Source organism: Paenibacillus phytohabitans, assembly GCF_013141775.1.
Taxonomy (GTDB): domain Bacteria; phylum Bacillota; class Bacilli; order Paenibacillales; family Paenibacillaceae; genus Paenibacillus_AQ; species Paenibacillus_AQ phytohabitans.
The window spans coordinates 495318-508624 of record NZ_WHOB01000016.1 but is presented as its reverse complement, the minus strand read 5'-3'; the positions used below and the strand labels follow the sequence as shown (position 1 = coordinate 508624).

The 13307-nt window shown below is 47.5% G+C and carries 14 protein-coding genes; 12 read left to right on the top strand and 2 right to left on the bottom strand.

Features of this window, described 5'->3' with window-relative positions; all coding sequences use genetic code 11:
* Positions 1–310 precede the first annotated feature (310 nt).
* Together GC101_RS04045 and GC101_RS04040 are read left to right on the top strand one after the other, a co-directional pair.
* Positions 311–946 carry a hypothetical protein gene (locus GC101_RS04045; RefSeq protein WP_246354143.1) on the top strand — a complete coding sequence of 212 codons (636 nt, stop codon included), beginning with the start codon at positions 311–313 and terminating at the stop codon, positions 944–946.
* A 422-nt stretch (positions 947–1368) separates the two neighbouring features.
* A complete protein-coding gene (locus GC101_RS04040) occupies positions 1369–1737 on the top strand; it encodes a MerR family transcriptional regulator (protein ID WP_171716163.1) in 369 nt (122 codons plus the stop codon).
* A gap of 64 nt (positions 1738–1801) precedes the next feature.
* On the opposite strand, the gene GC101_RS04035 is transcribed toward GC101_RS04040, so the two are convergent.
* A complete protein-coding gene (locus GC101_RS04035) occupies positions 1802–2326 on the bottom strand; it encodes a GNAT family N-acetyltransferase (RefSeq protein ID WP_171716162.1) in 525 nt (174 codons plus the stop codon).
* Between the two features lie 93 nt (positions 2327–2419).
* Here GC101_RS04035 and GC101_RS04030 point away from each other — a divergent pair, with 93 nt between their 5' ends.
* The 4 genes from GC101_RS04030 (at position 2420) to GC101_RS04015 (ending at position 5413) form a co-directional block, all read left to right on the top strand.
* Positions 2420–2827 carry a hypothetical protein gene (locus GC101_RS04030; RefSeq protein ID WP_246354142.1) on the top strand — a complete coding sequence of 136 codons (408 nt, stop codon included), beginning with the start codon at positions 2420–2422 and terminating at the stop codon, positions 2825–2827.
* Positions 2828–2851: 24 nt separating this feature from the next.
* Complete coding sequence (locus GC101_RS04025; RefSeq protein ID WP_171716161.1) at positions 2852–3865, top strand: phosphotransferase enzyme family protein; 1014 nt, start codon at positions 2852–2854, stop codon at positions 3863–3865.
* 41 nt (positions 3866–3906) lie between these two features.
* Entirely contained in the window at positions 3907–4824 is a 918-nt protein-coding gene (locus GC101_RS04020) for a hypothetical protein (RefSeq protein ID WP_171716160.1), read from the top strand.
* Between the two features lie 229 nt (positions 4825–5053).
* Positions 5054–5413: a hypothetical protein gene (locus GC101_RS04015; RefSeq protein ID WP_042138272.1), complete on the top strand. Its 360-nt coding sequence runs from the start codon at positions 5054–5056 to the stop codon at positions 5411–5413.
* Positions 5414–5501: 88 nt separating this feature from the next.
* On the opposite strand, the gene GC101_RS04010 is transcribed toward GC101_RS04015, so the two are convergent.
* Entirely contained in the window at positions 5502–5888 is a 387-nt protein-coding gene (locus tag GC101_RS04010; protein WP_171716159.1) for a winged helix-turn-helix transcriptional regulator, read from the bottom strand.
* Between the two features lie 128 nt (positions 5889–6016).
* Here GC101_RS04010 and GC101_RS04005 point away from each other — a divergent pair, with 128 nt between their 5' ends.
* From GC101_RS04005 to GC101_RS03980, 6 genes are all read left to right on the top strand, one after another.
* Positions 6017–7126: a Gfo/Idh/MocA family protein gene (locus tag GC101_RS04005; RefSeq protein WP_171716158.1), complete on the top strand. Its 1110-nt coding sequence runs from the start codon at positions 6017–6019 to the stop codon at positions 7124–7126.
* 127 nt (positions 7127–7253) lie between these two features.
* Positions 7254–8411, top strand: coding sequence for a copper amine oxidase N-terminal domain-containing protein (locus tag GC101_RS04000; RefSeq protein ID WP_171716157.1), 1158 nt, complete (start codon positions 7254–7256; stop codon positions 8409–8411).
* A gap of 375 nt (positions 8412–8786) precedes the next feature.
* Positions 8787–9674, top strand: coding sequence for an N-acetylmuramic acid 6-phosphate etherase (gene murQ / locus GC101_RS03995; protein WP_171716156.1), 888 nt, complete (start codon positions 8787–8789; stop codon positions 9672–9674).
* Positions 9675–9700: 26 nt separating this feature from the next.
* Positions 9701–11119 carry a PTS transporter subunit EIIC gene (locus GC101_RS03990; RefSeq protein ID WP_171716155.1) on the top strand — a complete coding sequence of 473 codons (1419 nt, stop codon included), beginning with the start codon at positions 9701–9703 and terminating at the stop codon, positions 11117–11119.
* A gap of 27 nt (positions 11120–11146) precedes the next feature.
* The gene (locus tag GC101_RS03985) at positions 11147–12199 is read left to right on the top strand and encodes a DUF871 domain-containing protein (protein WP_171716154.1); all 1053 of its coding nucleotides are present in this window, start codon (positions 11147–11149) and stop codon (positions 12197–12199) included.
* A gap of 61 nt (positions 12200–12260) precedes the next feature.
* A complete protein-coding gene (locus GC101_RS03980; RefSeq protein ID WP_083705411.1) occupies positions 12261–13112 on the top strand; it encodes a MurR/RpiR family transcriptional regulator in 852 nt (283 codons plus the stop codon).
* Positions 13113–13307: the final 195 nt, after the last annotated feature.

The following is a 13307-nucleotide window of genomic DNA, read 5'->3' as shown; positions in this document are numbered from 1 at the left end:
ACCTATAACTTCGAGAATTTGGGGAGGTACTCCTTTTTCTATGCTCAAAAAAACCAGTCGCAGCAAGGGTTTGGAATTATGAAATTGACTCTTATGTGCAGGATTTCAATAGGTGATCTTACGTTCAGCCTACATAAATTCATGGAGTGGGGAACAAGCTATGGATGAGGTGGTCCATATGCCATTATTAAGCAAAGGTCCGGCAATAATCTTATCCCTGTTACTCGCGTTTACTACATCCCCCATAACTATTTATGCTCAAAATTCACCAACGTCTGGGGTCGGTAATCCCGAAGAGACCGCTAAACAAATGGAACAGCTGAAATTTCGCCTGAAGCAGCTGGAGCCGCCCGAACCCATTACCATTATGAACTCGCCAGAGGAAGCGGCGGCTGCGGCTCACCAGCCTACAGATACAATATCCATTTCCGGAGTAATTAAGGAAGGTACAAGAATACCTTTCTTTATTATAAAGAATGACCCTCTCTATCAGAGGCCTATGTACGAAAAGCACTGGCATAGCACCTATAGTGGAGGAAGATGGAGTTACATGCCTACGCGGATACAATACGCACTCCACCGGTTATTTACAACCTACGACATTGGTCTATCCAGCCAATACGATTTCCAGCAGAATGTAGGCATTCAATTCCCGCTGTTCCAGAACAAAACGGATCTGGATCTGTATATCATTGCTTTTCAAACGGAGATTACAGCTGTGTATACCAAAGGCAATCAGGTCGTTATCACAGGTACCCCTAAACATGCTGGCGTTCAAGTCGCGACTATCAAAACAGGGAATCTGCATCCCTCTGACCTCAAAAAGGTATTGCTCATTCAATTAGCCACTCCGCAGGGTGATGAACTGGATTATTCCTATGTCAGTTATGTTGCGCCAGATTTCTGGTCACAGCAAATACGGAAGCGAAAAGAGCGGGAAGAGTAAGTGGAGTGTAACATAGCAAGCGCCGGGAAGCGGGAGTATCCGCAGGTACCGGCGCTTGATATTTTATAGGAGGGGAGAACTGAAATATAAACATAGCGAGAGTACACAGCGGACAAGCACATGAAGCAGATGGATATGCCCCTGAAGCACGTATCCGTTGCGAAGTGCGCAGCAAAGTAACACGATCAGCCCAAACGGTAGAAAAAGCGAATGAAACGGTGTACAGAGCAGCGCTAATGAACCAAGAAGGTTAGCCGCTGTCAGTGATAGTTGAAGGTTCCGGCGGTTGATGATAGCGGCGGCACCCATGAGTAGTGCGTACAATACAATTAGGAGATAGATCATTCTTGTTCCTCCTTGCAGTGGGATATAATACGAGTTAATCACATGGGGTTAACCCCATGGCAAGGGGGCGGAGGAAAATGCAGATTGGAGCGTTTGTCAGAGAGATGGGGACAACGGCAGATACCGTGCGCTACTACATGGAGCTGTCTTTGCTGGCACCGGAGCTGAAGGGGAAGCGTTATTCTTTTGGAGAGAAGGAAGTCCGGGATTTCCAGGCCATCGCACAGCTGAAGCAGTGGGGCTTTGCGGTGAAGGAGATTCAATGTCTGTTCGGACATAAGGCGCAATCCGGCTGCGGGACAGCAGAGGTGCTCCGCTTCGCCCGTGACATGCTGCAGGAACGTGTGCATGCCATTGACAGCAGTATTGCGGAGCTGGGCAGGCAGCGGGAAGGGGTTCTGGTGAATCTGGCTGAGGTGGAGGCGGTGCTGGGGCGGGTGGAATAATAGTGCAACTCATGCTCATAGCTTGCGGATTGCCGGGAGAGATTTAGAAGATATCCGCTCCTCATTAATCACTCCACTTCCCTCGCATCAAACTCATACACACCTGCGGCTCCTCCTCAACGTCTCTGCAGGGTTCACATGCTTCAAATCCAAACTTGCGTACACTTGCCATGGATGCAGCATTGTGTGGATGGGTCAGGATATAAATGCAATCCACGTTAAGATGCTCGAAGCAGAGCTTGATGAGTACAGGCAAGGCTTCGGACATATACCCCTGCCTCCAATACTCTTTCCAGATATCATAGCCGATCTCTACTTGCTTCAGCTCACGATCCCAGTAATGATAGCCGCAGGTCCCGATAAATGCATCCGTTTCAATATCAAACATGCCGTAACGGAGATAGCCTTTTCCCTCTGGACTGGCGTAATGTTCAATGATTTCTATGGCTTCTTCATAGCTGCATGGCGGTTCGCTGAAAAGTTTGCACATCTCCGGGTCTGAGAATTGTCTATACACTACATCAACATCCTCTACATTCAGCAAGCGGAAGTGCAGCCGCTCCGTCTTAAACGCTTCTGATAATTTCATAATTGCTCTCCTGTTCATAAAAAACCATTAATATACAATCATTATGGTTTTTTGCCTCTATATTGTCTATGATAATTCACAAGACGCTACTTAATGGAAGTGAGGAAAGAGATCATGCTCTTATCCAGCTCAGCAGTAATTTTTTCCGCGTTGGTTTCTATCGTGATTCTTTTTCAGGCAGCGTTGGCGTTTGGTATGCCGTGGGGAGAGTTCGCGATGGGCGGAAAGTTTCCCGGGAAGCTTCCAGCGCCAATGCGTGCCGCTTGCCTAGTCCAGATTGCAGTCTTGGCTTTCCTGGCGCTGATTGTGCTGAGCAAGGCGGGGATTATACTTCCGGGTTGGCTTGAATTTGCAGCTGTGGGCATTTGGTTTGTAGTAGGTTTTTCAGTACTTTCATCCATCTTGAATATCATGACACGGAGTGTCCGGGAGAGGAGAATTTGGGCGCCGGTCAGTGTGATGATGCTTATTACTAGTTTTATAGTCGCTATTGCAATCTAACTAAGTCACCGGAGGCCTACTCAAATGGAAAATGCTATAAAGGACATTTTTGATCGAAAAGATATTATGCGTATTGCCGCAAGCCGTTATGGAATCAACCCTGAGGAGTTAACTTACATAGGCGGGTTTCAGAACTTCGTATATGAATATCAGCGGAGCGGTGGGGTGTATATTCTAAGAATTACGCCAGGGTTGCACCGGACTGCAGAGCAGGTTAGAGCTGAGCTGGACTGGATTATGTATTTGACCCGCAACGGAATTTCAGCATCGGGTCCGGTTCTTTCTGCGGATGGCAACTGGACTGAAGTTATAGTAACGCCGGAGATGTGTTTTATTGCCGCCAGCTTTGACAAAGCCCATGGCAACAGGATCGGCTATCCCGAATGCCTGAACGATAACGCAACCTATGAGAAGCTGGGCCGGATTACAGGGAAGATGCATGCGCTTGCCAAGCGGTATGACCATCTGGATGCCACTGTGCGGCGGCATGAATGGAATCTCAATTATTATCTGCAAAATATAGATATCCTGCCCCCCTCACACCATCGTGTAAAAGAGACTTATTACAGCATCATCGAGACTATCCATAAATTTCCCAAGGATAGAGATGATTACGGACTGATTCATGGGGATATGGGGTTCGGTAATTTCCATGTGAGCGAGCAAGGTGAAATAACGTTATTCGATTTCGATGAGGCACAATACAGCTGGTTTGTAGAAGATATCGCCATTCAGCTGTATTATTTGGTCTATGTATACGGCGGGGAAGAGGGTCGGGACGACCGTGAGGAACAGGCACTTCGGTTTATGGATCATTTCATGAAGGGGTACAGCCGGGAGAACACCCTGGAGCAGTATTGGCTGAAGCAAATCCCTGTATTCCTGAAGCTCAGAGAGCTGATTGTTTACATCGGGGCATACCGAAATTTCGATGGTGACGAGACATTCAGTTCATCAGATAATGAATGGTTCAAGGATTGGATTAGCGAAAGCAGAGAGAGGCTTGAGCATAACGAACCTATTGTTAATGTATGGTAAAATGAGAGCTATATCCGAGGATCTCTGAAAGGTGTGTGTTCATGAGACAAACCAGGTTTACGAAAAGTGTAGCAGCGGCGCTCGGCTCAGCAATGCTTTTGACGGGTGCCGGGATTACCGTCCTTGGTGCCTTCCCTCAATATACAGAGGCAGCGGCGGTGAAGCCTACGGAAGCCTTCAGCTTATTTGAGCAAAGAGTGAAGAAGCCTTCCACGCTCAGTCTGGCCCAGGCGACCTTAGTTAACCGTATTAGTCAAATGACGCAGGCAGAGGCCAATCTGGCCGTTTTGCATCTGGAAAATGCTTTGAAAGCTTATCTGCCCACAGCCACCAAACGCATGAATACACCTGCCATTCAAAAGGATATCAAAAGCATATACACCTCCGGCATGACCATGGTGCTGGCGCGCTTCAAGGTGAAGCAGTACGATTCCCGCGTGGTACTGCAGGACTTGACGGCCATGGACTATAAGCTGGGGACGGACGGCGGCCAGTTTGTACCGGTTATCCATTACAAGAGCTTCAAAGTATTCAAGCCGTACATCAGCCAAGATCTGCAGGCTTACATTGATCTGATGGCAGCAGAGTCGGAGCAGCCGTCTGTGATCAACGGAACTTTACAGATTGACTGGTACCAAGTTGTGGAACGGGCGGTGCAATATGAGGCTTTTGTACAGACATACAAGACCTCTAACCGAACTGCGGCGGTGAAAAAAGCTTTTGAAGTGTCCAGAAGGTATGTATTCTACGGAACCCCGAACACACCGTTGTTCGACCAGAAGACACAGGTCATCAAGGAAGAAGCAGTTATCGCTTATGAGAATACCCTTTCCGAAGCCGGTCCTGAGCAGACCGATAACAGCAGGCTGCTGACACAGCTTGGTGATTTCCTGTTGCTGCTCGAGAAGAACGGCGATAAGAGAACACAGGCTGTGAATGATTTTCTGATAGCTATGTAAGTTGAGCGGTAAAATAATCATGATCTATGTATAGATTTGTAGAGAGACCGGGCTGTTACCGTCACAGCTCGGTTTTTGTGTGTGCAATATTTGGCTGATAAGACCCATAATGCATAGTATCCTATAGGCCGGAAGCGTCATTAATCACAGAAAAGGAAAACGATTACAATTATAATGTAAGCGTTATCTTAATGCTGTGTACATTATTACGCAAAGGGAGGAAGAAGACTTGAGTTTACACAAGGTTTCCTTTAACATGCTTGTAATTATGGGGTTTAGCATTCAGTACGCATTAATGCATCTTTTTTCTGCAGGCGAGGTCATTGCGATATCATCGGCTGAGCTTATTATTTATATGGTGTTCACTTTTGCCGGGCTGGGCCGGTTCTTTCAACGCAGAAGACAGGTGCTGAATGAGCATGGCTGCGGGTCAGCCGGACTCTTTTTCAGCGTGTTATGGACGGTTTCGCTCTGCTCACAGTTCCGGAAAGAGAACTACCCGGACGCGCTGACAATCATTAATTCACTGGGCGTGTCTGCTGCCGGGCTGATCCTGATTACCGAAATTGTTATTTTATTTAAGGCTTAAGATACATAAAGTTATTTGTACTGGAGGCAGAGAGGTCTGCCGGATGAAGGAGCTTTTGTCATTTTAGATGACAGAGGCTTTTTTTGATTTATTCTTTCCCGGTGCTTGTGTCCTGGTTTACTGTATTAACAAACCGTTTGCCCCATTCACAAAGCGGATCAAGGACCATCCCGAGAGACCGTCCGCTGTCCGTCAGCTCATATACCACTTTAGGAGGCACTTCCGAGAACACGGTCCGGAGAATAAGCCCGTCTGCTTCAAGCTCTTTGAGCTGCTGGGTGAGCATTTTTTGGGTGACCGGCGACAGCGTGCGCAGCATCTCTCCGTTACGCATGGTTCCTTGCTCGGCCAGCAGGCAGAGAATGGCTGTCTTCCACTTGCCGCCGATCCGCTCCAGTGTGGCTTCGGTCGGATTGTGGTACTTTGTATTGCCGGGTATAGCGTTAGCATTCCCCTCGTTAGGCTCATATGTCATGATTATCGATCTCCTTCAACGTACCCAAATGGTAACTATATTACGAAAAAGTGCGTACTTTTTTGTTTTGATTATAACGGTTATATTCAATCGTGTCAGTACAACGCTAAATGTGGAGGTAACAATATATGGCTATGTTAAAAAAAGCATCATGGGGAGCGGGAATCGTTGGAGCAGGCGGATGGGGTGGACTGGCTCACATTCCCGCACTCGCAGCGCTTGAGAATTATGAGGTGAGAGCAGTAACCGGCACACGGGTAGAGAGCGCACAGGCGGCGGCTGAGCTCCACGGCATCGGCTCTTATTATACAAGTACTTCAGAGATGGCAGGGCAGAGCGGAATTGACATAGTAGTGGTAACTGTAAAAGTACCCGAACATGACCGACTGATCCGGGAAGCCTTGGATGGCGGCAAACATGTGTACAGTGAATGGCCGCTTGCCAGGAACACTGCGGAGGCGGAAGCGCTGCTTGAACTCGCGGAAGAACGGGGAGTGAAGCATATAGTGGGTCTTCAGACACGGGGGAATCCAACTGTCCGCTACATCAGGGACTTGGTCACAGAAGGTGTTGTTGGCCGAATATTGGCTGTGAATACAATAGTTACCCTGCCTGTATTTCCTACCGCGAACGGAACAGTGGACCAGGCACATGTCTATCTGTTGGATGAAGCTAACGGGGCAGATCAACTGACAATCGGGGCAGCGCATATACTTGATGCGATTGAATATATGGTAGCGCCGTTTGTAGAGGTGTCCGGTAGGCTGGATACGCAATACCCTGAAGTTCACGTACTGGAGACTGGTGCATCAGTGACCGCAAATGCACCGGATCACGTGCTCGTTAACGGGAAGCTGGCACAGAATGCACTAGTTTCGGCCCAGTTTGTTAATGGCGGTGCCCCTGGATTTACGCTGAGGATCATCGGAACCGGTGGTGAACTGGTCATCACTCCGCAGGATCAGCTAATGTTTCAGATGGACCGGCTGAAGCTTCAGCTCGTCCGAACTTCCGGTGAGACAGAGATACTGGAAACACCAGAAGTGTATACTTCACTGGTACGGCATCTGCCTGCCGGTCCCGGGTACAATGTGGCTCATCTCTATGCCCGACTGGCGCAGCGGCTTGACGGGGAAGAGGTGGAATTGCCCGATTTCAACCAGGCGGTCCGCGTGCATCGTCTGATGGATGCGATCCGTAAGGCAAGCGCTTCGGGTGTCCGTCAAGAAGTGAGATAACTAATACTTACTGCCCGTCCCGCTTTCCTGACTTTTCTCAGTCTACCATTTAATTTTTGTATTCTATCTGCTGTATGCTATGATTTGAGATATGGTATTTTCTGAGAAAGGAAGGGGCGGGCTCTTTATGATTACTTTCAAAAAAATTCTGCAGATCATTGGTCTTAGTGTTCTTGTCACGGGTGTTGTTCATCCCCCCGCTATGGAAGCAGCAGCTACTAGTACAGCACAGACCGCGAAATTACCGGCTATCCGTATCTATTTGAACAACTCGCAGATCACCTCCTCAGCAGGAGGAGCCACCCTAATGAATGGAATGGTAATGCTCTCGCTGGACATGCTCTATGTCAGGGGGGCAACGGTCAGTTATGATGAACATTCCAAAATGATCAACATCGGGAATCTGTTCACGAAGGGCAGCATGAAGATCGGGAGCCGCATTGCAACGGTAAACGGGAAGCAAATCACTTATTCCGCAGCCTTCCAGCAGGTGAATAAGCAGCTCTACATCCCACTGCGGTTCGTGAATGATGCTATTGGGGGCTCACTGCAATGGAATGCGGACAGCCGGGAGGCGCTCATCAGCTATCCTGAATTTGTCGGTGACGGCCAGACCAGCAAAGACGCGTATTTCTTAAACGGGGTGGACGGCACTTTATATAAGCGGGATGCAGCCGGAGTGGTTCACTCTATGGGCGCCTCTACAGCCAAGCTTGAACCTTATTATATTGCGGGAACACAGCTGACATCGGTGAAGATTTCAGAAGATGCGGATTTGGTGACCATTCAGAATTCCAGCGGTGAACCTTCGATCAACCTGACGGTATTCAACCTTTTTGTCAAAAAAGGGGCCATCCTGCGCCAATCGACTGCCCATTACTGGCAGTTCTCTCCTGAGGACTTGAAGACGTATGCCGGGAACGCCGTTATGAACGACGGCCACACGGTCCGGTTGATTGCGCCGGATGCTTCCGTCCTGCAAGCCTGGAACGTTTCGAAGCTGGCAGGTACCCCGGAGCAAACCTACGCTATTGAAGCCATAGGAGAGGGTTATCTAATTGCCCGATCCTCGCAAGAAGGTCTGCTGACGCTGATTGACACCGGAGCCAAGCAGGCAATCCTCCTCTACAAAGAGTTCGGAATTAACCCTACGGATATGCCGGGATTCAAATATGATGGGATCAAGTTCGCAGGCAGCGGCGCTGATAAGTCAGAACTGCAGTTTGAATTCACGGACAGCAAGAAAGACAGCAAGACTTATACGTACCGGTTGGGTGGTTTGTAATTGGGTTGGTCCATGGTTTGTTGAATGTACAAAAGTAAGAAGCTTCTCCTTTGATTTGAAATGGTTGGGTTGTACTTCCATTTTACACAGGAGCGGTTTCTTTTTTTGTGCTTTTATAAGATTGAAGATTCGCTTTCCGCTTAAACAGTCCGTTCGCGGAGCGTCCACTCAAGTGCACACGTTGTTCTTACTTAAGAATTGAAGGTGTCCCAGATGCCAATAGTAGCTTTTGGGGCAGGCTCTTTTTTTGCGTACCCAACCTCTTGTTGATATTAAATTTTAATTAAAAAAAATTAATGTTGAAATAATATTTCAGTGATGTTATTCTTCACTTAGAGAGCGATTTCATAAACAGAAAAGGATGATGAGGAAATCATGTTAGAGCATTTGACAACAGAGACCCGCAATAAGAAAACAATGAACCTGGATGAATTAACTCCTCTTGAACTTCTGGAAGTGATGAATGAAGAAGATCATAAGGTCGCACAAGCGGTTAAACAAGAGATTCCGCAAATTGCCAAAGCAGTAGAAGTGATTACCATGGCGATCAAACAAGGCGGACGCTTAATTTATATGGGGGCTGGAACAAGCGGACGTATCGGCTTACTGGATGCTGTTGAATGTCCGCCGACCTTTGGAACAACACCAGAGGAGGTCATCGGGCTAATTGCCGGGGGAGAAAGGGCGTTTATCAAGGCGGTCGAAGGTGCAGAGGACAACGAACAATTAGGGGTGCAGGATTTACAGGACATTAAGCTGACAGCCCAAGATGTAGTCGTCGGAATTGCCGCCAGCGGACGCACACCATATGTTATCGGCGGATTAGAATATGCCAATTCTATAGGTACACCAACTGTAGCCGTAAGCTGCAACAAGGATTCAGCGATTGGTAAAATAGCCAGGATTGCGATAGAAGTTGTAAATGGACCGGAAGTATTAACAGGGTCAACACGTTTAAAAGCCGGTAGTTCGCAGAAATTAATCTGCAATATGCTGTCTACAGCTTCGATGATCGGTACGGGCAAAGTGTATGGAAATCTAATGGTGGATGTACAGCTAACGAATGAAAAGCTTGTTGAACGTGCCAAACGGATTGTTATGGATGCGACAGAGTGTGACGCTGAAACGGCAGAGGATTATCTGCAGCAGGCCGATCAGAAGCCGAAGATTGCCATTGTAATGATTCTGGCGGGACTATCTAAAGAAGAAGCTGTGCAACGGCTCGAAGAATCACAAGGCTTCGTACGTCAGGCGATTCAATAAAGCGATAAGAAGAAAGGGGCACAAACATGAGTAAATATCATGATTTAGCGGTCAAAATACTAGGGGCTATCGGTGGCCGAGCGAATGTATCCTCGTATACCCATTGTATGACCCGTCTTCGTGTAACGGTTGTGGACCGCAGCCGGATCGCCGAAGCAGAGCTGAAGCAAATCGACGGGGTTCTGGGTGTGGTGGATGATGATACGTATCAAGTCATTCTCGGACCCGGGGTCGTGACCAAGGTGGCTGAAGAGTTCGGTATCGTGCTTGAAGAGAGTGCTACAGCGGGCGAAAGTACTATTTCGGCTGAACAATTACAGGCCAAAGGCGCACAAATGAAAGCGCAGCTTAAAAAGAAGAATGATACGCCGTTCAAAAACTTTTTACGGAAGATCGGGAATATTTTCATACCGCTTATCCCTGCATTCGTTGGAGCCGGATTAATTGCGGGTATTGGCTCAATTCTAGCTAACAATATTACAGCGGGCAACTTAGACACTGCAACCTGGCAGCAGTATGTAACGATCTTAAATGTTATCAAAAACGCGATTTTCAGTTACCTGGTGATTTACGTCGGTATTAATGCAGCTAAAGAATTTGGAGCTACTCCTGCGCTTGGTGGTGTAATCGGCGGGGTAACGCTCTTAACAGGGGTTACAGCTGACCTGCCCATTTTTAATATATTTACGGGGGCACCTTTAACGGCAGGGCAAGGTGGGGTTATCGGCGTTCTAATCGCCGTATGGATTCTATCCATCGTGGAGAAATATTTGCGTAAAGTGATTCCGGATGCGGTTGATATTATCGTTACACCTACAATCGCCTTGCTGGCCGTAGGGCTGATTACAATCTTCTTCATCATGCCATTCGCCGGATTTATTTCCACCAATTTAATCGGAGCTATCAACTGGACGCTAGAGGTTGGCGGTGCATTCTCAGGCTTCGTATTAGGAGCAGCGTTCCTTCCACTTGTTATGTTAGGACTGCATCAGGTATTGACGCCGATTCATATTGAGATGATCAATGATTCAGGGATGACGCTGTTGCTTCCGATGCTGGCTATGGCTGGTGCGGGGCAGGTTGGGGCTTCCATTGCATTATGGATTCGCTGCAAGAAGAATAAATCATTAACCAACATGATTAAAGGCGCACTTCCGGTGGGTATTCTGGGAATCGGCGAGCCCTTAATTTACGGGGTTACCTTACCGCTGGGCCGGCCGTTTATTACAGCTTGTATTGGCGGAGGGATCGGCGGTGCGGTCATTGGTTTATTCGGCAACGTTGGAGCGATTGCCATTGGTCCTTCCGGGGTTGCGTTAATTCCCTTGATTGCGAATGGATTATGGCTGAAATACGTCATAGGATTAATTGCGGCTTACGCTGGCGGATTTATTGCCACTTATCTCTTCGGCACACCCAAAGAGGCTATGGCAGAACAGGATTAACTGATTCGAACTATTGAGGTGATTCCATTGCTCGGAATTTCAATTTTTGTGGCGGACCGCACGTTAGAAGACAACGTCAAGTATATGGAACAAATGAAGGCTGCAGGCTGTACGGAGATATTCACCTCTCTTCATATGCCGGAAGATGATATCGGACAACTGAAGGAGAAATTGCTGGAGATCGCAAACGCTGCCCGGCGGTTAGGAATGGACTTGATGGCGGATATTTCCGGAAAAGCATTGGAGAAATTTTCATTTCCCTTTCTATTGGATGCTGGTGTTACAGGTTTGCGGATGGATTTTGGTTTTAGCGCCGATGAAATCGCTGCCTACTCACAACAAATGAAAATCGCCTTAAACGCCAGCACCTTAACACCAGAGTTCTTAACTGCATTACAAGAGCATCATATTTGTCTTGAGAATACCCAGGCCTGGCATAATTATTATCCCCGCCCGGAGACAGGTCTGGATAAAGAAGCATTTATAGCGAAGAACAGATGGCTGCAGGCGGAAGGCATTATGACTATGGCCTTTATTCCGGGAGACGGGCTGAAGAGAAAACCGTTATTTCATAGCTTGCCTACCTTAGAGAAGCACCGGAATCAATCTTCTTTTCTAGCTTATCTGGAATTAGAGAAGGATTGTGCGGTAGACAAAATTTTCGTTGGCGATTTAACCCTTTCCGAAGGGTCTCAGATTCAATTTCAGCGGTATAAAGATGGGATTATTCCTTTGCGGGTAACCCAAGAACTGCCTTATGCCCTTTGGGATACGGTTCACCGGAACCGCCTGGATGCTGCCCGTGATGTGGTCCGGTCGGAAACTGCGAGGACAGATCAGGAACGTTTTGTAATGACCCGAAGTATTGCGCCAATGCATACGAACAAGCGGCCTAGAGGAACGATTACCGTCGATAATTATTTGTATGGCCGGTATGAACATGAGCTGCAGATCACATTAAGAGATCTGCCGGCACATGAAGCTGTTAATGTGATTGGTCATGTGATAGAAGAGGACCTTCCTCTATTGGACTACGTCAGACAAGGCGGAAGGCGCTTTAGCTTCACAGCTGCTACTTAATGATTACTCCCATCTATTTTGTTACAATAAGGAGAATAGACTGAGGAGAGGAGCTAAGAACTTGGCAGCAGGAAGCATGATTTCCCAAATTGAACTGGTATTAAATGAACTGCCGGAATCAGAAAAAAAAGTAGCTGAGTTCATTCTTGCCAATGCAAAAGAAGTGATGCATATGACCATACATGAGTTAGCAGCCAAAGCGGAGGCAAGCAGTGCGGCGGTTGTCCGTTTTTGCCGGTCAGTGGGCATCGAGGGTTTCCCCGCTCTGAAGATCCGTTTATCCGCTGAAGTAGAGAACACGAATTATGTGGGCTACTTTGATGTTGAATCGAATGAAACGGTGCATTCTATCATTGATAAAATGCTGTCGAATACCATATTGACCTTTCAGAATACGGCCAGCCAACTGGACGCGCAATCGATCGAGCAGGCTGTGCGCCTGTTACAACAGGCAGAGGTTATTTATGTGTATGGGATTGGCGCCTCTTTTATCATTGCAGAGGATGCAGCACAGAAATGGCTTCGGCTCGGCAAAAATGTATATGCGATTTCAGACCGTCATTTATTGGCAGCAGCCATGGCTACGAAATCAGAAAACGCCGTCTTCTGGGGGATTTCGTATAGCGGTGAGACGAGAGAGGTCATTCAATTAACGAAACGGGCAAAGGAGCAGGGGATCAAAACGATCAGTCTCACCCGCCCCGGAAATAACAAGCTTGCCCAGCTTGCGGATGTCTCTTTATTTACATCACGCGCGCCGGAAGCTAAGCTTCGCAGTGCGGCAACTAGCTCGAGATTCGCCCAGTTATTTGTACTCGATATTGTCTTTAGCGTATATGCCTCTGCCCAGCATGATTTAACGGTGGAGCAGCTGGCGAAGACAAGGCAGATGATTGAAGTCTTGTATGATTAATGTTGAACCTCTCGATAGAAACTCCTGCTAATCGGATTAGCGGGAGTTTTTTTAGTGCGCCTGCATCAGGGTACATTATTTTCAATATTCAACGATTTACAAAATATGGAATGTATGTTATCTTTGCTATGAAAGCGCATCCAAGACTTGATAGATTGATCAAGTATTTACCATTTTATCATGGGAGGAAAGGTG

Coding starts and splice junctions, on each gene's coding strand:
- GC101_RS04010 (WP_171716159.1), bottom strand. CDS start 5,888: ATGACATATGAGCCTAACGAGGGGAATGCTAACGCTATACCCGGCAAT.
- GC101_RS04020 (WP_171716160.1), top strand. CDS start 3,907: ATGAGACAAACCAGGTTTACGAAAAGTGTAGCAGCGGCGCTCGGCTCA.
- murQ (WP_171716156.1), top strand. CDS start 8,787: ATGTTAGAGCATTTGACAACAGAGACCCGCAATAAGAAAACAATGAAC.
- GC101_RS04040 (WP_171716163.1), top strand. CDS start 1,369: ATGCAGATTGGAGCGTTTGTCAGAGAGATGGGGACAACGGCAGATACC.
- GC101_RS04000 (WP_171716157.1), top strand. CDS start 7,254: ATGATTACTTTCAAAAAAATTCTGCAGATCATTGGTCTTAGTGTTCTT.
- GC101_RS04045 (WP_246354143.1), top strand. CDS start 311: ATGGAACAGCTGAAATTTCGCCTGAAGCAGCTGGAGCCGCCCGAACCC.
- GC101_RS04005 (WP_171716158.1), top strand. CDS start 6,017: ATGGCTATGTTAAAAAAAGCATCATGGGGAGCGGGAATCGTTGGAGCA.
- GC101_RS04035 (WP_171716162.1), bottom strand. CDS start 2,326: ATGAAATTATCAGAAGCGTTTAAGACGGAGCGGCTGCACTTCCGCTTG.
- GC101_RS03990 (WP_171716155.1), top strand. CDS start 9,701: ATGAGTAAATATCATGATTTAGCGGTCAAAATACTAGGGGCTATCGGT.
- GC101_RS04030 (WP_246354142.1), top strand. CDS start 2,420: ATGGAAGTGAGGAAAGAGATCATGCTCTTATCCAGCTCAGCAGTAATT.
- GC101_RS04025 (WP_171716161.1), top strand. CDS start 2,852: ATGGAAAATGCTATAAAGGACATTTTTGATCGAAAAGATATTATGCGT.